The following is a 22,499-nucleotide window of genomic DNA, read 5'->3' on the forward strand; positions in this document are numbered from 1 at the left end:
CTCAGGCCTGTCGCGCCGCGATTGCGAGGAGCAGGAAGCAGAGCGCGAATCCCAGCGACACGGCCGCGGAGAAGGCCATCAGGGTCGCCGCGTCGCGCGCCTGCTGCCGGATCCGGGGTGCGGCCGGCCGCGTGGGCGGCTCGGCGACCGGTTCGGTCAGGTGCGGCGACGGTGCCGCGGAGGCGATGCTCATGGTTCTCGACCCTCGACGTGGTGGTGCTGGGGAAGTTGTCTCGTGGGTGGTGCTGCACGTGCGGCGATCCGCCTGACCAGGTCCCTGCCCGCTCCCGGTGTGGGTGGTCATCTGGAACCGGGGAAGGTGCCCCAGATGGAGTGCCGTCTGGAACCGGGGAAGGTGCCCCAGACAGGCGCGGGAGCGGGCTCGAGACCTCGTCCTGCGGATCGCTGTTGAGTTGTGGCTGTTGTCGGTCTGGCTACTCCGTGGGGGCGGGCTGCTCGTCGAGCTCGGCGAACTTCGCCTGCGCGCCCGTCGAGTACTCGCGCCAGCGGGCCGGGTCCCAGATCTCGATCCGGTCCATCACGCCGATGACGACCACGTCGCGGTCGAGCCCGGCGTACTCGCGCAGCGGGGACGGGATGCCGATCCGGCCCTGCTTGTCCAGGGACCCCTCGTCCGCGCCGGCGAAGAGGATGCGGGCGTAGTCACGCGCGCCGCGCACCGTCATCGGCGTGGCCTGGGCCCGACGGGCCTCCTCCATGAAGACGTCGGTCGGCCACACGACCAGGCAGTTCTCCTGTCCCTGTGTGACCACGAGCCCCTCCGCGAGTCGATCCCTGAACTTGGCTGGAAGGAAGAGCCGCCCCTTTTCGTCGAGCTTCGGCGTGAACGTGCCCATGAAGAACATCGGGCACCTCCGCTCCACCGACTCCCTGTGTCAGTGACCCTTCCTCCACTGCGCTCCACATTACTCCACAATCCACCACCGTCAACCACATTGGGCGTGTTGCCGCGCCGGAATCCGGCCGTCTGCGGGTGCGGCCGGGGCGATCGGTGGCGGCCGGGCCGCGCCGTACTCCCCCGGCATCCGCGCAGGTCAGCACGGGTACGCCGGCGCTCGCCCCGCCCGGGTGGTGCGCCGGTGGGGAGGAATGGCGTGCGAGGTGGGGCGTGGTGGGGCGCCGGGTGGCGCCACGTCCTTCCGCCCGCGAACAGGCCCGTGAACCGGCGGCGCAACCAGAACGTGATCACCGGAGTCAGATGCGTGCGGCCTCCGGGCCACGTAGGTTTCCGTCCACGAATTACGGTTGGGGACAGCGTGGTCCGCCTCACACGGGCGGGCGGCTTGGGCTAGAGGGATAGGGACGACGTGGACATTCAGACGGGCGGGGCGGATCTCGAGACCCTGGCGCGAGTCGTGGGGCGGGTCCGGACCAACATCGAGCGAGTCATCGAGGGGAAGCCGGACGTCGTCAGCTCGTCGTTGGTCGTGCTCCTCGCCGAGGGTCACCTCCTCATCGAGGACGTGCCGGGCGTCGGCAAGACGATGCTCAGCAAGGCGCTCGCACGCAGCATCGACTGCACGGTGCGGCGCATCCAGTTCACCCCCGACCTGCTGCCCTCCGACGTGACGGGCGTGTCGGTCTTCAACCAGAACACCCGCGAGTTCGAGTTCCGGCCCGGCGGGGTTTTCGCGAACATCGTGGTCGGCGACGAGATCAACCGGGCGTCGCCCAAGACGCAGTCCGCGCTGCTCGAGTGCATGGAGGAGCGCCAGGTCACCGTCGACACCACGACGTACCAGCTCGAGCAGCCGTTCATGGTCATCGCGACCCAGAACCCCATCGAGATGGAGGGCACCTACGCCCTGCCGGAGGCCCAGCGCGACCGGTTCATGGCGCGGGTGTCGGTCGGCTACCCCGTCGAGGCCGCGGAGATCGCGATGCTCGGCAGCCACACCGGCGCCAACCCGCTCGACGACCTCGAGCCCGTCACCGACGCCGCCGAGGTGCGCAAGCTGATCGCGATCGTCAACCAGGTGCACGTCTCCTCCGACGTGCAGCGGTACGCCGTCGCCGTCACCTCGGCGACCCGTCGCTCGGAGGAGCTCTCCCTGGGCGCGTCCCCGCGCGCGACGCTGCACCTGGTACGCGCCGCCAAGGCCGCCGCGGCGATCGCCGGACGCGACTACGTCCTCCCCGACGACATCCTGCGGCTCACCCGCTCGGTGCTCGCCCACCGGCTGCTGCCGAGCGTCGAGGCCGCGATGAGCGGCCGCTCGACGGCCGCCATCCTCGACGCCGTCGTCGGGACGGTCGCCGTCCCGGGCAGTGCTCGCTGACGTGCCTCGCGGGTTCGTGAAGGAACAGGGCTCATGAGAGAGGCACTCGCCGGCCTCACCGTCCGCGGTCGGGCGTTCCTCGCCGCCGGGATCACCGCGGTCGTCTGCGCGATCATGCTCGACCAGACGACGCTCGCCCGGGTCGGCGTGCTGCTGCTGGCGCTGACGCTGATCACGGTGCTGGTGCTCTCCCGCAACCGCTACCGGCTGACGCTGGTCCGCAACGTCACCCCGCAGCTCGTCGCGGCGGGGCAGCCCGCCCGGGTGACGCTCACGCTCGCGAACGACGGGCTCGCGCCCAACGGCGTGCTGCTGCTCGAGGACCAGGTGCCCTACGTGCTCGGCACCCGTCCGCGCTTCGTCCTCGAGGGGATCAGCCAGGGGTGGCGACACTCCGTCAGCTACCAGGTGCGGTCCGACGTGCGCGGCCGCTTCGAGATCGGGCCGATGACGGTGCGGGTGAACGACCCGTTCGGGCTCGTCGAGCTGGGCCGCACGTTCCGCACGACCGTGCCGCTCACCGTGACGCCGCGGACGATCGCGCTCCCCCAGATCCCCCTCGGCGGGGCGTGGACCGGGTCCGGTGACAACCGGCCGCGTTCGTTCGCCACCGGCAGCGCGGAGGACGTCACCGTGCGCGAGTACCGCCGCGGCGACGACCTTCGCCGCGTGCACTGGCGCAGCTCGGCGCGGGTCGGCCAGCTGATGGTGCGCCGCGAGGAGCAGCCCTGGCAGTCGCGGGCGACGCTCTTCCTGGACAACCGCGTGATCGCGCACCGCGGCCAGGGCATCGCGTCCTCGCTCGAGGCGGCGGTCTCGGCGGCGGCATCGATCGCCGTGCACCTGACCCGGCGCGGCTTCGCCGTACGCCTGGTCACCGCGACCGGCGAGGAGCCGGGCAGCGCCTGGCACCTGCGCGGTGCCGACCTGAACGCCGCGCCGCTGCTCGAGGCGCTCGCCGTCGTCGCGCCGGTGCAACAGGGACGGCTCGAGACCGGATGGCTCGCCGAGGGCTCGCACGGCGGCCTCACCGTCGCGGTGTTCGGCGGCGTGGACGTCGCCGACCGGCCGGTGCTGCGCCGGATGCAGCACCACGCCGGGTCGGCGCTCGCGATCGCGGTCGACGTCGACGCCTGGATCGGCGCAGCCGGGGACGGCGGTGCGACGACCCGGGTCCTCGCCCAGCAGGGCTGGCGGGCCGTCGCGTTGCGCCCCCGCGACCGGCTCGACACGGTCTGGCAGGAGCTCGGACACACCAGCGCGCAGAGCGCGCGCGGCGCCCACCGCGAGGTCATGTCATGACCAGGCCCCGGGGTCGCCTCGGCGCCAACGTGCTCTTCGCCGCCACCGCGGCCGGCACCACCTGGCTCGCGATGAACGCCTGGCGCGACCTGACGGAGGTGCCCGGCGACTTCCTCAACCCGCTGCTGCTCATGGCGGTGGTCGTGGCCGGCACCGGCGTCGCCGGTCGCTGGTGGCGCTGGCCCGGACCCGCGGTCGTGGCCTTCCAGGTCGCGGTGACCGCGATGCTGACCTCCCTCATGCTCACCGGCTCCCCGCTGCCCGTCGGCGGCGCGTGGGCCGAGCTGACGGCGACGTTCCGGGACGCCATCGACAGCTCGCAGACCTACCGCGCGCCGGTGCCGATCGAGGCCCCGCCCGTCGACCCGCTGCTGATCGTCGGCGGACTCGCGTGCCTGCTCCTCGTCGACATCCTGGCGGGCACGATGCACCGGGTGCCGCTCGCCGGGCTGCCGCTGCTGGCGATCTTCAGCATCCCCGTCGGGATGATCGACGGCGCCGTCGTCTGGTGGGTCTTCGCCGCCACCGCGGCCGGCTACCTCGCGATGCTCGCCCTGCACGAGAGCGACCAGGTCGCCCGGTGGGGTCGGCCCCTCGGGGCCGACCGCGAGACCGGCGACCCGATCGCCTTCGGTGCCGGCGCGACGACCGTGCGCAGCACCGCGGGGCTCGTCGGTGGCGCCGCCACGGCGATCGCCGTGCTGCTGCCCGTGGTGATCCCCGCGACCGGGCTGCACCTCTTCGACTTCGGGCCGGGCAGCGGCGGGGGCGATGACATCCGCGTCGACAACCCGACGGCCGACCTGGTGCGCGACCTGAAGCGCGGCGACGACGTCCCGCTGGTCAAGGTCACGACCAACGACCCGGACCCGTCGTACCTCCGGATCCTCACGCTCACCCGATTCTCCGAGGCGGAGTGGAGCCCCGGCGACCGCGAGGTCCCGTCGGACCACCTCGCCAACGGCTCGATGCCACCGCCGCAGGGCGTCGCCTCCGACATGCAGCGGCAGGAGCACCCGTACCAGGTCACGATCATGCCGGAGTTCGACTCCCGCTGGCTCCCGACGCAGCCGCCGGTCAGCATCGTCGACGCGGCCGGCGACTGGCGCTACGACCAGCGCACGATGGACTTCATCGCCGGCGACGAGGACCTGTCGACCGAGGGCCTCGAGTACACCATGACCGCGGTGGACCTCGACGTGACCGCGGGCCATCTCGAGGACGCCGGCACGTCCACCGGGAAGGTCGACGCGATCTTCACCGACCTGCCCGACGACATGCCCGCGATCGTCCACGACCTCGCGGTTCAGGTGACCGAGGGCAAGGCGACGGCGTACGAGCAGGCCGCCGCCCTGCAGGAGTGGTTCCGCAGCGAGTTCACCTACTCCCTCGACCAGGCCGACGGCAACGGCATCGACGCGCTGGAGGACTTCCTCACCGACGGCCCGGGTGGCCGCGTGGGCTACTGCGAGCAGTTCGCGTCGGCGATGGCGGTGATGGCGCGTGACCTCGGCATCCCCGCCCGCGTCGCCATCGGGTTCCTGAACCCCTCGGCGGAGGGCGCGGGGAGCTGGGTCTACAGCTCCGACGACATGCACGCCTGGCCCGAGCTGTTCTTCGACGGCGTCGGCTGGGTGCGCTTCGAGCCCACGCCGCCGGGGCGCGCGTCCGAGGTACCGGACTACACCGTGCCGGGCACGCCGGACATCGACCCGACCGAGTCGACCGCACCGTCGGAGAGCTCGTCGGCGGCGGCGCCGACGACCCGGCCGCTGGAGCCCTCGGCCACCGCCTCCGCCGACGACGAGACCGCCGACACCGGGTCCGCGATCGCCTGGGGCCCGACGATCGGCGGGCTCGCCGCGGTCGTCGTCGTGCTCGGCGGGCTGCTGCTCCCCCGCCTGGTGCGCGCGCGGCGCCGGGAGCGCAGGCTCTCGGCGGGCGCGGTCGAGCCGGTGTGGGACGAGCTGCAGGACACCGCGCTCGACCTCGGCGTCCCCTGGCCGCCCGGCCGGTCGCCGCGGCGTACCCGCGACGTCCTGGTCGACCACCTCGGCACCCCCGTCGACACGAACACGGCCGAGCGCCCCGCCCACGGCCCGAACGTCGCCCCGGAGGCGGTGGCTGCCCTGGACCGGCTCGTGCTCACCCTGGAGCTGGCCCGCTACTCGCGCGCCGGCGCGACCATCGACCCGGTGCGGCTGCGCGCCGACGGCGAGACCTGCATCGCCGCGCTCGCCGGTGGGGCCGCCCGGTCCGCCCGGCGCCGCGCCGCCTGGTGGCCGCGCACGGTCCTCACCCTGCGAAGCCGGACCCGGATGGCCCCGACGCCCCTCGAGGCGAGGTACGGCGGGGTCGTCGACAACATGTCATAGCGGAGACGCGGCAGCGGATCCGCTGATGGTGGTCGAGCAAGCGGCGCGACTGAGGAACGAAGTCGCGACCCGCGTGTCGAGACCCGGTGACAATGGATGAGGGCGGTGACCACCGTGGTCCCGCCCTGCACACGCTGAGGGGGTCTCGACAAGCTCGACCACCAACGACGCGTCCGCTGGCGCGTCTCCGCTCAGAACCCGCCGTTCTCGCGGCGGCGGCGCCAGCGCTCCTCCATGCGCTCCATGAAGGAGCCGTGGCCGGCGTTGCGGTTGCGCTTGGTGCGGCGGCCGCCGTCGATGACGGTGAAGCCGCGGCTGGGGTGGGCGGCGCGCGGGTCGGCGGCGGCCGGGGCCGAGTGGTGGCCGCGAAGCGCGGCGAGCGCCACGGTGGCCGAGCCGAGCATCACGACGAAGCCGGCGATGCCGAGAGCGGTGATGCGGGCGACGGCGCCGGTCATCAGGATCGCGACGCCGATCACGAAGCAGGCGCCCGCGATCATCGCACGACGCCGAGCCGATCGCCGGAAGGCCGTGCCGCGCAGCGTGGACGCCAGCTTGGGGTCCTCCTCGACGAGGGCGCGCTCCATCTGCTCGAGCAGTCGGAGCTCCTCTTCCGAGAGTGGCACCGTACCTCCCACAAAAGTCGTCGCCGGAAAACGGGGGCCGGCACCTGCAAGTCTAGGCAGCGGCCCGTCATCCCGGTAGCCGGGATCGGGAAATTCGTGACCGAACCGTGCCAGACGCCTCTGAAGAGTACGGTGCCCAGCCCGGGCTTCGGCCAACCCCCGGGGCCCGAAAGCGTGCCCGAGCCGGCCCGCCTGTCAGCGCGCGAGCAGGTGCAGCTGGGCCGCGAGGGGGAGGTACTCGGGGCGCTCGGCGACCGCACGCTCCAGCTCGACGAGGGCCGCGGTCGAGCCGGGTTCGAGGTCGAGGAGCGACCCGGGGACGAGGTCGGCGAACACGCGTACGCCGTGGACGGCGTCGACCGAGAAGCCCGCCTGCCCCAGCAGGGCCGTGGCCTCCGCCGCGGTGAACCGGTTGCCGGCGCGACCGTCGCGCTCCCCTGCCGGCGAGTCGAGGAGGGCCAGCGCCTGGGTGAAGTGGCCGGCCATCGCCCGCGCCACCACCGCCGCGTGCCGCTGCGCGACCAGCAGGCTGAGCACGCCTCCCGGCCGAAGGACGCGGCGCAGGGTGCCGAGGGCCGCGACCGGGTCGTCGACGACCTCGAGCACGCCGTGGCACAGCACGACGTCGGCGCTGCGCGGCTCCACGACGTCGAGCAGCGTCGCGAGGTCGCCCTGCAGTGCGGACACCTCGACGTCGAGCTCGCGGGCGCGCCGGCCCAGCGCCGCCAGGGCGTCGGGGCTCGGGTCGACGACGGTCACCCGGGCGCCGAGCCCGGCGACGCGCACCGCGAACCCACCGGTGCCGCCGCCGATGTCGAGGACGTCGACGCCGGCCGCGTCGTCGACGTACGGCCGGACGGCGTCCCAGACCACGGAGCTCCGGGCCGCGGCGCGGCGTTCGCTCGGCCGCTCGGTGGACCGCACGCTGTCGCTCATGCCCCAACCCTAGGGCCTACGACATGGGCCCACGACGTGGCGATCAGCCGGCGCGCACGACGGCCGCGCGGCTCGCCACGGGCGCGTGCGGCACCAGGCCGAGCGACCGCTCGACGACCGCGAGGAACCGGTCGGCGTCACGCACGAGGTCGTCGGCCTCCCGCTCGCCGACGGCCCGGGTGGAGCCGGCCTCGGCGGCGGCCCGCTTCGCCGCGCCGCCGGCGAAGAACGTCGCCCACTCCCCCAGCTCCGGGGCGACCTCGGCGAGCAGTACCCACGCGTTCGTCTGCGGGCGGCGCCGGCGGCTCGCCGTCGGCCGCGCCCGCGCGGACAGCAGGGCGGCCGCGGCCCGGAGCGCGGCGACGTGCGCGCAGGCATACCGTGTCGGCGCCTCGGTGGCGGAGACCGCCTCGCTCAGGGACTCCGCCGCCCGCGCCAGGTAGGAGTGGGTCGTGGCGGGCAGGGCGTACGGGTTCATCGGGCACCTCTCTCCGTCGACCCCGGGCTGGCGACCCCACCGTCGTACGTCGGCCCGCACCGGGCCGGCCCGACGGGGACGGGGGTCGAATTCGCCCCCGCCGAGCCCGGATCGAACAGGTGTTCGATCCGGGTCCCACGGTACACCCGGCCGCCGACAGCCCGTCAAGGTCCGGAGCGCACGTCCTCCGAGCGATCCGCGGCGCGCAGGTAGACCCCGGTGTCGCGGTGCCAGAGCGCGATGAGGATGGCGGCCTCGAGCACCAGGCTGGCGACGGACAGCACGACGAACAGGGCGGGCGGCTCGATGCGGAGGGTCGCCAGCGTCCCGAGCGCCATCCCGATCACCGCCACCGTGATCGCCACCCGCGCCCAGGCGTGGCGCGACCGGAAGAACTCGGCGAGCACGACCAGCAGCAGGGCGAGCACGATCAGCATCACGACGACCACCGGCACCAGATCGGGCGGCTCGACGGAGCCGGTGTCCTCGCGGCCGGACTGCCAGGCGTCGAGCAGCTCGGACTTGAAGAGGATCGACAGGACGGCCGTCACGACCGACAGCACGACCAGCGACAAGGTCAACCAGACGCCGGCCGTCACCGTCACCGGTCGCTGCTGACTCATCCGTCTCCTCCTTCATCCCCGGCGCAGCACGCTGCCCTAGGGTCTCGACCATGAACTCCGAACATCCGGCGATCACGGCGTTCCGCGACGACCACGCGCGACGGGGTGGCACCGGTGAGATCGTCATCCTGCCCGATTCGGTGCACACCGCGGCGCTCGCGGCCGAAGCCCTGGGGTGCGAGGTCGGCGCGATCGCGAACAGTCTGCTCTTCGACGCCGACGGGGCGCCGGTGCTCATTCTGACGTCGGGCGCGCACCGCGTCGACACCGCCCTCGTCGCCGCGCACCTCGAGGTGGGCAAGCTGCGGCGGGCGACGCCGGAGTTCGTCCGCGAGCACACCGGACAGGTGATCGGCGGTGTCTCGCCGATCGGACATCCGCACCCGGTGCCGACGTACCTCGACTCGTGGCTGCGCAGGTACGACGTGGTCTGGGCGGCGGCCGGTCACCCGGCGGCGGTGTTCTCGACGACGTACGACGAGCTCGCGAAGATGACCGGCGCCCCGGAGGTCGAGGTCCAGTGATGGAGATCTGGCTCAACCCCGCCTGCTCGAAGTGCCGCACGGCCGTGGCCGAGCTGGACAAGGCCGGCGTCGACTACACCGTGCGGCGCTACCTCGACGAGCCGCCCACCGCCGCGGAGCTCGCCGACGTGATCGCGCGCCTGGGCCTCGAGCCGTGGGACGTCGCGCGCCCCAAGGAGGCTCGCGAGGAAGGCATCGACCTGCCGAAGGACGCCGAGCACCGGGACGCCTGGTTCGAGGCGCTCGCGGCTCACCCCCGGGCGATCCAGCGCCCGATCATCACGGCCGCGGACGGCACGACCGTCGTCGGGCGCGACCAGGAGTCGCTGGACCGCGTGCTCGACGCCGAGGCCTGAGCGTCGATGGCACGGGTCGCGGTCGTCGGCGGCGGGTTCGGCGGCCTCGCAGCCGCGCTCAGGCTGGCGAAGCTCGGCCACGAGGTCACCCTGCTCGAGCGGGCGCCGACCCTGGGCGGCGCGCTCTCGGAGGTGCGTGCGGGCGACTTCGCGTGGGACGCGGGCCCGACGTACACCCTGCTCCCGGCGGTCGTGCGCGACCTCTTCCGCAAGTCCGGCCGACCGGTCGAGCGCGAGCTGGACCTGGTGCCGCTGGACGTGGTGCGTGAGCACCGGTTCGAGGACGGCTCGACGGTGCGGGTGCCGAGCGGGCGCGCGGCGCAGCTCGCGGCGTTCGACCAGCTCGGCCCCGGGCTCGGGCAGCGGTGGGTCGACCACGTCGCGTCGTACGCCGACGACTGGGAGGTGCTGCGCCGCGGCTACCTCGAGAACCCGTGGGACCCGAGCGACCTCCCCCGCGACGTCGCCGGTCGCCTCGACAGTCGGGAGACGCTCTTCAAGCGGCTGAAGCGGACGTTCAAGGACGATCGCCTGCGACTCGTGGCGGGGCACCCGTTCATCGCCGAGGGCCACGAGCTGCGCAACGTGCCCGCCTGGGCCGGCATGACGGCGTACGTCGAGCAGCGCTTCGGCGCCTGGACGGTCACGGGCGGGATGGCCCGGCTCGGCGACGCGCTGGTCGCGCGGCTCGCGACGCGGAAGGTGTCGGTGCTCGCCGAGACCGAGGTGCGGGACGTCGTCGTGCGCGACGGCCGGGTCGTGGCCGTCGCGACCGACCGGGGCGACGTCGACGCCGACGTCGTGGTCTGCGCCGTCGACCCGCGACGGCTGCCCGCGCTCGCGGCGTACGTCGAGCGCACCATGCCCGCGATCCCGCCGGTGGTGGCGCACGTCGGTCTGTCCGGCGAGGCGCCGGACCTGCCGCACGAGCTCGTGCTCCACGCCGACCCGATGCTCGTGGTGCGCACCGGCGGCCGCGCCGCCGACGGGCACGCCGCCGTGACCGTGCACGGCCGCGGCCGGCTCTCCGAGGACATCCTCCGCGCGCTCGCCCGGCACCGGATCGACCTGCGGCCCCAGGTCGTCGAGCGCGTCGACCTCAGCCCGCGCGACCAGGTCGAGCGCTGGGGCGGCTCGCCGATGGGCGTGCTCTGGCAGGGCCGTGGCACCGTCCGCCAGCGGCTCGGCCCGCGCACCCCGATCCCGGGTGTGTACGCCGCCGGCGCCCACGCCACCCCGGGAGCCGGCCTGCCCTACGTGGGGTTGTCGGCGGCCCTGGTGGCGGCAGAGATCGGACCACCGGGATAGTCCGTCACGTTCTGGCCGTCCCGGACGGCGTGCAGCCGGCCATTTCGTGACGGACTATCCCAGTGGTCGCACTCTCAGACCCGGATGTTGAGCGCCGCGAAGATCTCGCGGGTCGCCTTGGACCGGTTGAGCGTGTAGAAGTGCAGGCCGGGGGCGCCGCCGTCGAGCAGCTCCTCGCACAGCTCGGCGGCGAGGGCGATGCCGGCCGCGCGCATGGCCGCCGGGTCGCCGTCGTGGCCCATGATCCGCTCGACGACGGAGGCGGGTACGTCGGTGCCGATCAGCTCGCCCTGGCGGCGGATGTTGCCGAGGTTCAGGATCGGCATGATGCCCGGGAGGATCGGCAGGTCGACGCCGCGCGCCCGTACCCGGTCGACGAGCCCGAAGTAGTCCTCGGCCCGGAAGAACATCTGCGTCACGGCGAACTCCGCGCCGGCCCGGGCCTTCGCGACCAGCACGTCGGCGTCGTGGTCGAGCGACTCGGCCGAGGGGTGCCCCTCGGGGAAGGCGGCCACGCCGATGCTGAACTCACCTCGGCCGCGCACCAGCTCGACCAGCTCGGTCGCGTACGTGAGCCCGCCCGCGGTCGGCGTCCACGGGGCACGGGGGCCCTCCTGCGGGTCGCCGCGGAGCACCATCACGTTGCCGATGCCGGCGTCGGCGTACGAGTCCAGGACGCCCTCGAGCTCCTCGCGAGTGTGTCCGACGCAGGTCAGGTGGGCCATCGCGGTCATCGAGGTCTCGCGCGCGATCCGGCCGGTCACCCGCACGGTCGTGTCCCGGGTCGAGCCGCCCGCGCCGTACGTCACCGAGACGAACGTCGGGCGGAAGGGCTCGAGGTCCCGGATCGCCTGCCACAGCTGCTCCTCGCCGGCCGCGTCACGCGGCGGGAAGAACTCGAACGAGAACGACCGCTCGCCGGACCGGATGAGGTCGCCGATCCTGGGTTGCTGCTGGTTCGCCATACGCAACAGTCTAGGAACGCCGACCGCCTCCGGCCGCATTCTGTCCACCCCCTAGTCTCGTCGCGTGACAGCGAACGGGTGGGACAGTGTCGCGTTCCGCGACCGGGTCCAGGCGGCGCTCGACGCGTTCGTCGACGAGCAGGCGGCCCTGCTGGCGCCGCTCGGGCCCGACGCGGACCGCATCGTGGCGGAGGCCCGCGCCTCGGTGAGCGGCGGCAAGCGCTTCCGGGCGTCCTTCTGCTACTGGGGCCACCGGGCGGTCGCGCCGACCCCGGCCGACGAGGACGCACTCGTCCGCGCCTGCGCCTCCCTCGAGCTGTTGCACGCGAGCGCGCTGGTCCACGACGACCTGATGGACGCCTCCGACACCCGCCGCGGGCGGCCGGCGACGCACCGCACCTTCGAGGCCGAGCACCGGGCCGCCGGCTGGCCCGGCGACCACGCGCAGTACGGCGCGGCCGCCGCGATCCTGATCGGCGACCTGCTGCTGAGCTGGGCCGACGAGCTGCTGCGCAACTGCGGCCTGCCCATCACGCAGGTCGCGCCGGCGCTCGCGGTCTTCGACCGGTGCCGGTCCGAGGTCATCGCCGGGCAGTTCCTCGACGTGTCGGTCCAGGCCCGCGGCCGCGCCGACGTCGACGCGGCCATGACCGTGCTGCGCTACAAGTCCGCGAAGTACTCCATCGAACGGCCGTTGCACATCGGTGCGGCCCTCGCCGGCGCGCCGCTGGAGACGATGCAGGCGCTGACGGAGTACGGGCTGCCGCTCGGCGAGGCGTTCCAGCTCCGCGACGACCTGCTCGGGGTGTTCGGCGACCCGGCGACCACCGGGAAGCCGGCCGGCGACGACCTGATCGAGGGCAAGCGCACCGTGCTCGTGGCGCTCGCCCTGGACGCCGCGCCGCCGGCCGACGCGGCCCGCCTGGACGACGCTCTCGGCACCGCCCTCTCCCCCGACGAGGTCGCCGAGCTGCGCCGGATCATCGACGACTCCGGCGCCCACGCGCAGGTCGAGGCCGTCATCGACGAGCTCGGCGGCCACGCCGTACGCGCCCTGGACAAGGCCGACATCGACGACCACGCCCGCGAGGTCCTCCGGGGACTCGCCGACGCGGCGACGCGACGCGTGGTCTGAGGGTCAGCCCGCCGGCGCGTAGTAGGTGTAGTCGAGCGTGTACGACGCGATGTCGTACCGGCCGTCGCCCGGAGCGCCGGCGTACCACCGCATCCGGGCGTTGCCGTTGAGGCTCGGGTCGTTCGGGTAGAGCTCGACGTCCGGCCGGACGGTCGTCCAGTCGGTTGTCACGGACGCGTCGCCGGCGAGGGTCGCCGACGGACCGTCGCCGTGGAACGCGATGCTGCGCGAGGTGGCGATGCCGACCGTCCCGGTGTCCGCCGCGCCGGCGGTCGTGGGTCCGCCGGTCGCCGTGACGCGGAACCGGTCGAACCTGGTGCTGCCCGCCGGCAGGTCGGGGGTGAACCCGTAGTGGCGGAACGCCTGGGCCGGGGTCCAGAAGCGGCAGTCCTCGGCGTTGGACCGGAACGACTCGCCGCCGGCGAACCGCTCGGAGGCGACCGGCGCGCAGCGCGGCACCTCGCCGCAGTAGTTGCCGGCGCAGTAGTCGCTCGCCCCCGGCGCCGTCGACGCGGTCCAGGTGACGGTGCCGGTGTGCTCGACGAGCTGCTCCGTCGACACGGCGACCTTCTTCACGGTCGTGGTCCTGTTGCCGGCGTCATCAGAGACGGTGATGCGGACCTTGTAGGCGCCGGCGGGCACCGGCCCCGCGGCGTTCTCGGCGTACCAGGTCAGCAGGGTGCAGGGGCCGTCGACGCCGTCGACGCTGTCGCCCCAGTAGCAGTCGTGCTGGGCCGGCGCGAGCCTCTTCAGGCGATTGCCGTTCGGCTTGCGGATCTCTGCCGCGACGTACTCCGGCGCGACGTCGACGCCGATGCGCAGGCTGTCGTTGATGACGGTCGCGGAGGGGTACACGGTCGAGCGGTTCAGCGTGATGCTCGGGTCGGGCGCGGTCCGGTCGACGGCGATCCGGGCCCCGGCCTCGCTGGTGGGCCCGCCCTTGACGGGGACCGCCCTGAGGTCGAGGTCGTAGTCGGCGTCCGGCACCACCTTGCCGTCGGCCCTCCCGTTCCAGACCCACGCGTTGCGCCCCTCGTCATGGACGCCCAGCCTGATCCGGTAGGTCTTGCTCGGGTTCGAGCGCTCGAGCACGGCGGTGACGCGGGAGCGTCGCTCGAGGCTGAACGTGACCCTGGCCCGATCCTGGACATGGTCGCCGTTCGGGGAGATGGCCGTCCCGTAGGTCCCACGAGGCTTGACGGAGCCGACGACCAGGGCATCGGAGAAGTACTCGAAGCTGGTGCGGGCCCGACCGTGGCCGAGCTTCCCGGTGTCGGGGTCGGCGACGCCGCTGGAGTCGGTCGCGTCGAGGACGACGCGGTAGTGGCCGGACTTCCAGTACCGCGGGCCGGGGCCGTAGCGCAGGTGCAGGTCGGCCCACGTGGCGACGTGGGTGCCGGCGGAGAGCTGGCACCCCAGGCCGTCGATCGACAGGCAGCTGCTGCGGCGTACGACCCTGCCGGTGTCGAGATCGACCACCTTCGCCTCGACCCGAGCCGCCTTTGCGAGGGTGAACGGGATGCGGAGCCGATCGTGGTAGCCGTCCCCGTTCGGGGACACCGAGGGCCGGAAGCTCCCGATCGTGATCAGGTCGGAGGTCCGGTCCGCCGGCTGCGCAGCCGCGGCCCCCGTCAGGGCGAGGGACGCGCCGAGCGCCCCCACCGCGGTCCTGGTGAAGATCCTGGTGAAGCTGGTCCTGCCCACGCGATTTCCCCCGTCCCGGCATGCTCCGGAGCGGAGCCGCGGTAGCCGCCGGTCCCGACCAGCCGCCGGGACCTTGCGCAACCTACAGCGCCGCAGGGCAGCGCGGCGTTACAGAGAACGCGGGGGTGCGGCTACAGCATCGCCTGCGCGCGGCGCTTGACCTCGGACCCGCGGTTCTCGCGGAGCGCGTCGATCGGGCGTCCCGGCAGGTCGTCGTCGCTGAAGATCCAGGCGATGCACTCGCGGTCGTCGAATCCGGCGTCGTGGAGGACGGTGAGCAGGCCGGGCAGGCCCTTGACCGGCAGCCCGTCCTGGATGAGCTCGGCCGGCACCTGCTGGCCAGCGCCGGGCGCCGGGACCGCGGCCGCGAGCTCGTGGTCGCGGATCATCGTCTTCACCTTGGCGACCGTCACTCCGAGCTCGGCGGCGGCCGCCGCCCAGTCGATCCAGTCCGGCACGAGGGCGGCGAGGTCGGCGTCGGCGAGTCGTCCGGGGTTGGTGCTGCGTTCCATGCCGCCAGTCTTCCACCCGGCCGCACGCCACGCCGCGCCGCCGCCCAACGGGTCACGATCGCAGGTCGTCCGTACGATTGGGGCACCGGATCCTTCCCCATCCGGCCACAGGAGGGTCGCTGTGCAGCCAGACCGGCACGACGATCGGCACGCCCGCGCGGGCGGCGCCGACCCTGCCGCCGACCCCATGATCGGCCGCGTGCTGGAGCGCCGCTACCGCATCGGCGCCCGTATCGCCCGCGGTGGCATGGCCAGTGTCTACGAGGCCACCGACATCCGCCTCGACCGCACCGTCGCCGTCAAGGTGATGCACCCGGGACTGGGCGACGACAACGAGTTCGCGGAGCGCTTCGTGCGCGAGGCCAGAGCCGCCGCCCGCCTCTCGCACCCCAACGTCGTCGCCGTCTACGACCAGGGCGACGACCGCGGCGCGGTCTTCCTCGCGATGGAGCTGGTCTCCGGCCACACGCTGCGCGACGTGATCCGCAAGGAGAGCCCGATGGCGCCGGGGAAGGCGCTGGCGCTGCTCGAGCCCGTGCTCTCCGCGCTCGCGAGCGCCCACCGCGCCGGCCTGATCCACCGCGACGTCAAGCCCGAGAACGTCCTGATCGCGGACGACGGTCGGGTCAAGGTCGCCGACTTCGGCCTGGCCAAGGCGGTCAGCGCCGACACCCAGCACACCGCGACCGGCGGGGTGTTGATCGGCACCGTCTCGTACCTCGCCCCCGAGCTGGTCGTCAACGGTCGCTCCGATGCCCGCGCCGACGTCTACGCCGCCGGGGTCGTCCTCTACGAGATGCTCACCGGCACCAAGCCCCACGAGGGCGAGACGCCGATCCAGGTCGCCTACCAGCACGTCCACGAGGACGTGCCGCCTCCGTCTCAGAAGGTGCCCGGCATCCCTGGGTACGTCGACGCGCTGGTCGCCCGCGCCACCGCCCGCGACCGGGAGCTGCGGCCGGCCGACGCGGCGGTCCTGCTCCACCAGGTGCACCGGGTCTCCCACGCGCTGGCCGAGGGCGTCGTCGACGACCCCGAGCTGACCTCCGACCTGACGCCGCTGCGGATGAGGTTCGAGTCAGCCGAGGCACCGTCGACGGACGACACGGCACCCGACCCGTTCGACGGCCGGGTGCTCGCGACGCTCGTCCCGCCCGCGGCGCAGGCCGACGCGGACCTCACCGCACCGATCCGCACCCTCGCGCCACCGACGCCCGCACCCCCGGCCCCGCGGCCACCGGTGGCGCGCGGCGAGACCCCGCCACCCCGGCGCCGCTCGCGCAAGGGGCTGGTGCTGCTGCTCGTCGCCCTGCTGCTGGTGATCGGCGGCGGCGTCGCCGCGTGGTGGTTCATCGACGGTCGCTACTCCACGACCCCGGGCGTGCTCGGGATGACGCAGAGCGGCGCGCGCGCCGAGCTCGAGTCGGCTGGCCTCGAGGCGGAGTTCGGCGACGAGGCCTACTCCGAGACGGTGCAGGCGGGACGAGTCGTCGCCACGGACCCCGGGCCGGGCGCCAAGGTGCTCGACGGCGGCACCGTGTCGGTCGTCATCTCGCTCGGCAAGGAGCGCTACGACGTACCCAAGCTCAAGGGCATGAGCGAGGACGAGGCCCAGGACGCGCTCGCCGCCACGAACCTCGGCTTCGGCCGGAGCATCGAGGAGTGGTCCGACAAGGTGCCCGTCGGCGAGGTCATCTCGAGCGACCCCAAGGCGGGTACGACGCTGCGCCCCGACTCCCCCGTCGACCTGGTCGTCAGCAAGGGACCGAAGCCCGTCGACCTCAAGGACTGGGTCGGCAAGAGCGCCGACAGCGCGATGGAGTGGCTCGACGAGCGCGGCCTCACCGGCACGGTCGCCAGCGAGGAGTACTCCGACGACGTCGCTGCCGGCGACATCATCTCGATGGACCCGCCCGGCGGCACGACCGTGCACCGCGGCGACGAGGTGTCGTTCGTCGTCTCGAAGGGCCCGGAGCTCATCGAGGTCCCGTCGGTGCGCGGCAGCGGCGTCGACGCCGCCCGCGAGACGCTCGAAGACCTCGGCTTCGACGTCGACATCGAGGACGCGGAGGGGTCGCTCGGCCTCGGCTTCGTGTGGTCGCAGTCCCCCGGTGCCGGCGAGATGGTGCCGCCCGGGTCGACGATCACCCTGTCGCTGATCTGACGGAGGCCGCCGGATAGGTTGACGCGGTGCGCAACCCGATCGGAACCCACGTCCTGGTCGGCAAGGGCCTCGTCGACGGCGCCGTCGCGAACGCCGACCTGGTCGGCTGCGAGACGTTCCAGGTCTTCGTGGGCAACCCGCGCGGGTGGGCATTGAGCGAGGGCAAGCCCGCGGAGGACGCGCGGTTCCGCGACCTGATGGCGGAGCGCGGGACGCGGGTGTTCATCCACTCGCCCTACCTGGTCAACCTCGGCTCGCCGACCCTCGCGACGTACGAGCGCTCTGTGGCCTCGGTCGCCCACAACCTCAAGCGGGCCGCCGAGATCGGCGCCGAGGGCGTGGTGGTGCACACCGGGTCGTTCGTGGACCCGAGCGAGGGCGACAGCGCCGCGAGGTACGACGCCGCCATGAAGCAGGTGCGCGAGGCGCTGCTCCCGATGCTGGACGCGGTGGCCGGCAACGACGCACCGTGGCTGCTGCTCGAGCCGACGGCAGGTCAGGGCCGCTCCCTGTGCGCGGGCGTCGAGGATCTCGCGGCGTACCTCGACGCGCTCGACCACCACCCGAAGGCCGGGATCTGCCTGGACACCTGCCACGTGTTCGCCGCGGGCGCGCCCCTGGACGAGCCGGGCGGCGCCACCGCCACCGTCGACCGCATCGTCGAGATCGGCGGGCCGGGACGGCTGCGCCTGATCCACGCCAACGACTCGATGGACGTGCGCGGCGCGTTCAAGGACCGGCACCAGCGCATCGGCGAGGGCCACATCGGCCAGGCGGCGTTCACCGAGCTCTTCGCGCACCCGGCGACCGAGGGCGTGCCGTTCATCCTCGAGACGCCCGACTCGCGCAACGCCGACACCCGCGACATCCCGCTGCTCAAGCGCCTCCGAGCGGCGGTCTGACGGGGCCCGTCACCAGCACCGTCGTCTAGGGTGAGGCTCCGGACGCCCGGCAGCCGCTGAACGGGAGCCGGGAGGAGAACGATGGATCACTGCACCAGATGCGGTCACGAGCTCGGCATCGGCCGCTACTGCACCAACTGCGGTCATCCCGTCGCCGTCGAGCCCGAGTGGCGCACGGACACCGCCGAGCGCTCCCGCCCGATCCCGCCGCCTCCTGACGAGCCGCCGCCCCCGGCCTGGACGCCGCCGCCGCCCGCGCGGTTCCCGTTGTACGCCGACGAGGCACCGCCCTCCGACGACACGCTGCACCACGCGCCCGTGGGCGGCGTCCACCGCGCCCGGCCGTGGGGCCTGTGGATCGGGGGCGCCGCAGTCGCCGTCCTGGTGCTCGTCGTCGTCATCGCGCTGCTCGCCGACGACGACACGCCCCCGCCGGCCGCCGAGGAGACGGCATCCGCAGCGCCTGTCGAGGAGGGAGCGGGCGGCGGCGGGACCGGCGGCGGGGTCGGCAACCTGGCCTCGCAGGCGTCGGTGGAGGTGCCGGCCACGGCTGCGCCCGGACAGGACGTCGCGGGCGAGCCCGTCACCTTCGACGCCGAGAACATGCTCGACGGCGTGCCCGAGACCGCCTGGCGGATGCCCGGGGACGGCACGGGCGGGGAGATCGTCGTCACCCTGGCCTCGGAGTCGAGCCTCCGCTCGGTCGGGCTGATCAACGGCTACGCCAAGAAGGCCGAGGGCCGGGACTGGTACCACGGCAACCGGCGCGTCGAGCAGGTCGAGTGGGTCTTCGACGACGGCACCACGATCAGCCAGGACTTCGAGGACACCACGGGCGTCCAGTCGACCGACGTCGAGATCACCACGACCACGATCACGATCCGCCTGATCGCCGTCTCCGAGCCGGGCACCGGACCGTCGTCGCGCGACTTCACCGCGATCAGCGACCTCTCGATCGTCGGCGAGAGCTGACCGGGCCGGTCCCGTGCGGCGCCTCGTGCTCGCTGCCCTCGCCCTCGCGGCGGTCGCGGGCTGTGGCGCCGACGAGCCGCAGTCGCCACCGGCCTCGCCGTCCGGTGCGCTGCCGCCGGTGCTGCTCGTGCACGGGTACGGCGGCTCGGCCGGCGACATGGCCCGCCTGGCGAGCGCCCTCGAGGCCGCCGGCCGGGACGCACGGCCCGTGAACCTCGACCCCGCCTGGGGCGACTGGGACGACCAGGTGGCGCGGCTCGACGCAGCGGCCGGCGACGACGCGGAGGTCGACGTCGTCGGCTTCTCCGCCGGCGGCCTGGTCGCGCGGCTGTGGGCCGTCGGCGACGGAGCCGAAGTCGCCCGGCGCGTCGTCACCGTCGCGACCCCCAACCAGGGCACGGACCCGGCGGTGCTGGGCAGCGCGTGCACCGGCACCTGCGCCGACCTCCTGGCCGGGAGCGACCTGCTCGACGACCTGAACGACCGGGAGCCGCCGACCGGGCCGGACTGGGTGGCCGTCTGGAGCGAGGACGACGGCGTCGTGGTGCCGGCCGAGTCGGCGCGGCTCGAGGGCGCCCTCGACGTACGCCTGCAGGACGTCTGCCCCGGCGTCGCGGCGGCCCACCTGGACCTCCTCGGACCACCCGCGACCGCGATCGTGGTCGCCGTACTGGACGGTGACGCGCCGGCGGCGCCCGACGACTCGAGCTGCGCGTCCGAGTGACCTCAGGTCGGCGGTTCGCCCGCCGATAGGGGGGTCCCCCGAGAAGGAGACCCCTACATGACGCGGACTGCGGTCCTCCCCCTGCTCTGCGTGGCTGCCGTGGCCGAGCTCGCGCTCGCCGTGGCCCGGTTCGGCGACCCGGCGGTCCTCGCCCTGGCCCTGGTGGCGTTCGCGGCGACGGTCGTCGCCGGCGTCGTCGTACGCCGTTCGCTGACCGGCGAGCTCGACCCCGCGATCACCCGCGCCGAGCGCCTCGCGACCGGCGACCTGACCGCGACCGGCGAGGCGACCGACCGCCTCGGGCAGGCCCTCGACGCCGCTGCCGCCCAGGTGCGCGACGCCGTGCGCAGCGTCGTCGACTCCGCCGGGTCGCTCGACGGCACCGCCGCCGCGGTCGCGGGCGCCGCCGAGTCCATGGGCGCCGCGTTCGCCGAGACGTCCGAGCAGGCGACCACGGTGAGCAGCACGGCCGACTCCGTCTCCCAGCGCCTCTCCCAGGTCGCGGCCGGCGCGACCGAGCTGCGGGACTCCATCGGCGAGATCGCCACCAACGTCACCGAGTCGGTGTCGGTCGCCCAGGACGCGGTCGCGCTCGCCGGCCAGACCACGACCGTGATGGGCCAGCTCGGCTCCGCGAGCGAGCAGATCGGCAACGTCGTACGCCTCATCACCGCGATCGCCGAGCAGACCAACCTGCTGGCGCTCAACGCCACCATCGAGGCCTCGCGGGCCGGCGAGGCCGGCCGCGGCTTCGCCGTCGTCGCCAACGAGGTCAAGCAGCTGGCCCAGGAGACGGCGCGCGCCACCGAGGACATCACCGAACGCGTGGCGACCCTCCAGTCCGGCACCCGCGAGGCGATCACCTTCCTGGACCGCACCACCGAGGTCGTCTCGCGGTTCGCGGACTACCAGACCACGATCGCCAGCGCCGTCGAGGAGCAGACCGCGACCACGAGCGAGATGAGCCGCCTGCTGGCCGACGCGGCCGACGGGTCGCAGGGCATCGCCGGCGCCGTCGGCTCGGTCGCCGGCGCGACCACGCGCGCGGTCGAGCAGCTCGCGCACACCGAGCGGGCCGCGCGGGAGCTGGCCGAGCTCGCCCGCAGCCTCGGCGAGGTCACCGGCCGGTTCACGCTGCCGCCGCTGCAGGTCGTGGTCCACGAGACCGGACCCGCCGGCGGCGTCGCGCTCGAGATCGAGGACACGGTCACGGTGCGGCACGAGCCGACGCTCGACGCCGTGGTGGTGCGGTGGCTGCGGCACGCCGACGACGCCGTACGCCCGGCGCTCGGCCAGCAGCTCGACCTCATCGTGCGGCACCGGCTCGGCACGGTGATCGTCGACTCCAGCGACGCGACCGGCGCCTACTCCGCCGAGACCAACGCGTGGATCGGGCGCGAGTTCGTGCCGAAGCTGATGCGGACCTCGATCCGCGGCTTCGTCACCGTGGTGCCCCGCAACGCCGTCGCCGACCTCGCCAACCAGGGCTGGCAGGAGGCCGACGACAGCCTCGGCTTCCCGATGGTCCAGGTGGGGACCTACGCCGAGGCCGAGCAGCTCGCCCGAACCTGGCGCCGCGGCTAGAGGCCGCTGAGGATCCCGGCGGCCTTCTCGGCGTCGGCGGGCGTGACGTCGAGGTGGGTCACGAGGCGTACGGCGGTCGGCCCGACCGCCGAGACCAGCACGCCCTGATCGCGTGCGGACGCCACGAACTGCGGCGCGTCCGCGCGCTGGACGACGACGATGTTGGTGTCGACGGTCTCCGGGTCGACGCCGCACGCCTCGGCCAGCAGGCGCGCGTGCGTGTGGTCGTCGGCGAGGCGCTCGACGTGGTGGTCGAGCGCGTGGAGGCCGCCGGCCGCGAGGATGCCGACCTGGCGCATGCCGCCGCCCATCCGCTTGCGCCACACCCGCGCCTCGGCGATCGCGTCGGCACTGCCGACCATCAGCGAGCCGACCGGCGCCCCGAGACCCTTGGACAGGCAGACGGCCAGCACGTCGGCGACCGCGCCGTACTCCGTCAACGGCGTGCCGGTCGCGACGTGCGCGTTCCAGACCCGGGCGCCGTCCATGTGGACGCGGACGCCGACGCCGGTGGCGTACTCGCGCAGGTCGCGCAGGTCCTGCAGCGGCAGCACCGCTCCCCCGGCGAAGTTGTGGGTGTTCTCGACCGAGATCGCCGCCGTGGGCACGAAGAACGGGCCCATGTCGGGCGCGAAGATCGTCCTGATCGTGTCGAGGTCCACCTGGCCGCGCGGGTCGATCCAGGTGCGCATCGTCAGGCCGGTGTAGGCACCGTGCGCCCCGAGCTCGGCCCGCGCGATGTGCGCGCTCGCCTCGCAGAGCACCTCCTGCCCGGCGCTGACCAGGGACCGAACCGCCAGCACGTTGGCCATCGACCCGGTCGGCGTGAAGAGCGCCGACTCGTGCCCGAACATCCCGGCCACGCGCTCCTCGAGCCGCGCGACCGTCGGGTCCTCGCCGTACACGTCGTCGCCGACCTCGGCCCGCGCCATCGCGGCGCGCATGTCGTCGGTGGGCTTCGTCAGGGTGTCCGAGCGCAGGTCGATCACGGCCTCATCCTGTCAGGCGC

22 protein-coding genes are annotated in these 22,499 nt (G+C 73.7%); 12 read left to right on the forward strand and 10 right to left on the reverse strand.

Annotated features, from left to right (window positions below):
• Position 1: 1 nt before the first annotated feature.
• Positions 2–193, reverse strand: coding sequence for a hypothetical protein (locus tag ACFQQI_RS25220; protein ID WP_378569429.1), 192 nt, complete (start codon positions 191–193; stop codon positions 2–4).
• 241 nt (positions 194–434) lie between these two features.
• Positions 435–866: a division/cell wall cluster transcriptional repressor MraZ gene (gene mraZ, locus ACFQQI_RS25225; protein WP_378569431.1), complete on the reverse strand. Its 432-nt coding sequence runs from the start codon at positions 864–866 to the stop codon at positions 435–437.
• 462 nt (positions 867–1,328) lie between these two features.
• Here mraZ and ACFQQI_RS25230 point away from each other — a divergent pair, with 462 nt between their 5' ends.
• Genes ACFQQI_RS25230 through ACFQQI_RS25240 form a run of 3 tightly spaced genes read left to right on the forward strand, consistent with a single transcriptional unit; the run spans position 1,329 to position 5,977 of the window.
• Entirely contained in the window at positions 1,329–2,300 is a 972-nt protein-coding gene (locus tag ACFQQI_RS25230) for an AAA family ATPase (RefSeq protein ID WP_378569433.1), read from the forward strand.
• Positions 2,301–2,333: 33 nt separating this feature from the next.
• Positions 2,334–3,602 (forward strand): DUF58 domain-containing protein, encoded by a 1,269-nt coding sequence (locus ACFQQI_RS25235; RefSeq protein ID WP_378569435.1) that lies wholly within the window; start codon positions 2,334–2,336, stop codon positions 3,600–3,602.
• Entirely contained in the window at positions 3,599–5,977 is a 2,379-nt protein-coding gene (locus ACFQQI_RS25240; protein WP_378569437.1) for a transglutaminaseTgpA domain-containing protein, read from the forward strand. The genes ACFQQI_RS25235 and ACFQQI_RS25240 overlap by 4 nt, the downstream gene beginning before the upstream one ends.
• Before the next feature lie 191 nt (positions 5,978–6,168).
• Here ACFQQI_RS25240 and ACFQQI_RS25245 read toward each other — a convergent pair whose 3' ends face one another.
• The 4 genes from ACFQQI_RS25245 to ACFQQI_RS25260 all read right to left on the reverse strand — a co-directional run bounded on the left by ACFQQI_RS25245 (position 6,169) and on the right by ACFQQI_RS25260 (position 8,640).
• Positions 6,169–6,603, reverse strand: a complete 435-nt coding sequence (locus ACFQQI_RS25245; protein WP_378569439.1) for a DUF3040 domain-containing protein — start codon at positions 6,601–6,603, stop codon at positions 6,169–6,171.
• 195 nt (positions 6,604–6,798) lie between these two features.
• Complete coding sequence (locus ACFQQI_RS25250; protein WP_378569441.1) at positions 6,799–7,539, reverse strand: methyltransferase domain-containing protein; 741 nt, start codon at positions 7,537–7,539, stop codon at positions 6,799–6,801.
• 43 nt (positions 7,540–7,582) lie between these two features.
• Positions 7,583–8,017, reverse strand: coding sequence for an SAV_6107 family HEPN domain-containing protein (locus ACFQQI_RS25255; protein ID WP_378569443.1), 435 nt, complete (start codon positions 8,015–8,017; stop codon positions 7,583–7,585).
• 164 nt (positions 8,018–8,181) lie between these two features.
• On the reverse strand, positions 8,182–8,640 hold the full coding sequence (locus tag ACFQQI_RS25260) for a hypothetical protein (protein WP_378569445.1): 459 nt from the start codon (positions 8,638–8,640) through the stop codon (positions 8,182–8,184).
• Positions 8,641–8,690: 50 nt separating this feature from the next.
• Between ACFQQI_RS25260 and ACFQQI_RS25265 the strand changes: the two genes are divergently transcribed.
• From ACFQQI_RS25265 to ACFQQI_RS25275, 3 genes are read left to right on the forward strand one after another with little or no spacing between them, the layout of a single operon-like run.
• Complete coding sequence (locus ACFQQI_RS25265) at positions 8,691–9,164, forward strand: YbaK/EbsC family protein (protein ID WP_378569447.1); 474 nt, start codon at positions 8,691–8,693, stop codon at positions 9,162–9,164.
• Complete coding sequence (locus tag ACFQQI_RS25270; protein WP_378569449.1) at positions 9,164–9,520, forward strand: ArsC/Spx/MgsR family protein; 357 nt, start codon at positions 9,164–9,166, stop codon at positions 9,518–9,520. The genes ACFQQI_RS25265 and ACFQQI_RS25270 overlap by 1 nt, the downstream gene beginning before the upstream one ends.
• 6 nt (positions 9,521–9,526) lie before the next feature.
• A complete protein-coding gene (locus tag ACFQQI_RS25275; protein ID WP_378569451.1) occupies positions 9,527–10,828 on the forward strand; it encodes a phytoene desaturase family protein in 1,302 nt (433 codons plus the stop codon).
• A gap of 74 nt (positions 10,829–10,902) precedes the next feature.
• Here ACFQQI_RS25275 and metF read toward each other — a convergent pair whose 3' ends face one another.
• Entirely contained in the window at positions 10,903–11,793 is an 891-nt protein-coding gene (gene metF / locus ACFQQI_RS25280; protein ID WP_378569453.1) for a methylenetetrahydrofolate reductase [NAD(P)H], read from the reverse strand.
• A 64-nt stretch (positions 11,794–11,857) separates the two neighbouring features.
• Here metF and ACFQQI_RS25285 point away from each other — a divergent pair, with 64 nt between their 5' ends.
• Positions 11,858–12,928 carry a polyprenyl synthetase family protein gene (locus ACFQQI_RS25285; RefSeq protein WP_378569455.1) on the forward strand — a complete coding sequence of 357 codons (1,071 nt, stop codon included), beginning with the start codon at positions 11,858–11,860 and terminating at the stop codon, positions 12,926–12,928.
• Positions 12,929–12,931: 3 nt separating this feature from the next.
• Here ACFQQI_RS25285 and ACFQQI_RS25290 read toward each other — a convergent pair whose 3' ends face one another.
• Together ACFQQI_RS25290 and ACFQQI_RS25295 are read right to left on the reverse strand one after the other, a co-directional pair.
• Positions 12,932–14,632, reverse strand: coding sequence for a hypothetical protein (locus ACFQQI_RS25290; protein ID WP_378569457.1), 1,701 nt, complete (start codon positions 14,630–14,632; stop codon positions 12,932–12,934).
• Between the two features lie 131 nt (positions 14,633–14,763).
• Positions 14,764–15,144 carry an Rv2175c family DNA-binding protein gene (locus tag ACFQQI_RS25295; RefSeq protein WP_378569459.1) on the reverse strand — a complete coding sequence of 127 codons (381 nt, stop codon included), beginning with the start codon at positions 15,142–15,144 and terminating at the stop codon, positions 14,764–14,766.
• Between the two features lie 121 nt (positions 15,145–15,265).
• On the opposite strand from ACFQQI_RS25295, the gene pknB reads away from it, so the two are divergent.
• From pknB to ACFQQI_RS25320, 5 genes are all read left to right on the forward strand, one after another.
• Complete coding sequence (gene pknB / locus ACFQQI_RS25300; RefSeq protein ID WP_378569461.1) at positions 15,266–17,308, forward strand: Stk1 family PASTA domain-containing Ser/Thr kinase; 2,043 nt, start codon at positions 15,266–15,268, stop codon at positions 17,306–17,308.
• 26 nt (positions 17,309–17,334) lie between these two features.
• Positions 17,335–18,210 (forward strand): deoxyribonuclease IV, encoded by an 876-nt coding sequence (locus tag ACFQQI_RS25305; RefSeq protein ID WP_378569463.1) that lies wholly within the window; start codon positions 17,335–17,337, stop codon positions 18,208–18,210.
• 81 nt (positions 18,211–18,291) lie between these two features.
• Positions 18,292–19,182 carry a hypothetical protein gene (locus ACFQQI_RS25310; RefSeq protein ID WP_378569465.1) on the forward strand — a complete coding sequence of 297 codons (891 nt, stop codon included), beginning with the start codon at positions 18,292–18,294 and terminating at the stop codon, positions 19,180–19,182.
• Positions 19,183–19,195: 13 nt separating this feature from the next.
• Positions 19,196–19,906: a lipase family alpha/beta hydrolase gene (locus tag ACFQQI_RS25315; protein ID WP_378569467.1), complete on the forward strand. Its 711-nt coding sequence runs from the start codon at positions 19,196–19,198 to the stop codon at positions 19,904–19,906.
• A 57-nt stretch (positions 19,907–19,963) separates the two neighbouring features.
• The gene (locus tag ACFQQI_RS25320; RefSeq protein WP_378569469.1) at positions 19,964–21,490 is read left to right on the forward strand and encodes a methyl-accepting chemotaxis protein; all 1,527 of its coding nucleotides are present in this window, start codon (positions 19,964–19,966) and stop codon (positions 21,488–21,490) included.
• Here ACFQQI_RS25320 and ACFQQI_RS25325 read toward each other — a convergent pair.
• On the reverse strand, positions 21,487–22,479 hold the full coding sequence (locus ACFQQI_RS25325) for a threonine aldolase family protein (RefSeq protein WP_378569471.1): 993 nt from the start codon (positions 22,477–22,479) through the stop codon (positions 21,487–21,489). The two genes, ACFQQI_RS25320 and ACFQQI_RS25325, sit on opposite strands and share 4 nt — an antisense overlap.
• Between the last annotated feature and the right edge of the window lie 20 nt (positions 22,480–22,499).

The organism is Nocardioides sp. GCM10030259 (assembly GCF_042666375.1).
In the GTDB taxonomy this organism is placed as follows: Bacteria; Actinomycetota; Actinomycetes; order Propionibacteriales; family Nocardioidaceae; genus Nocardioides.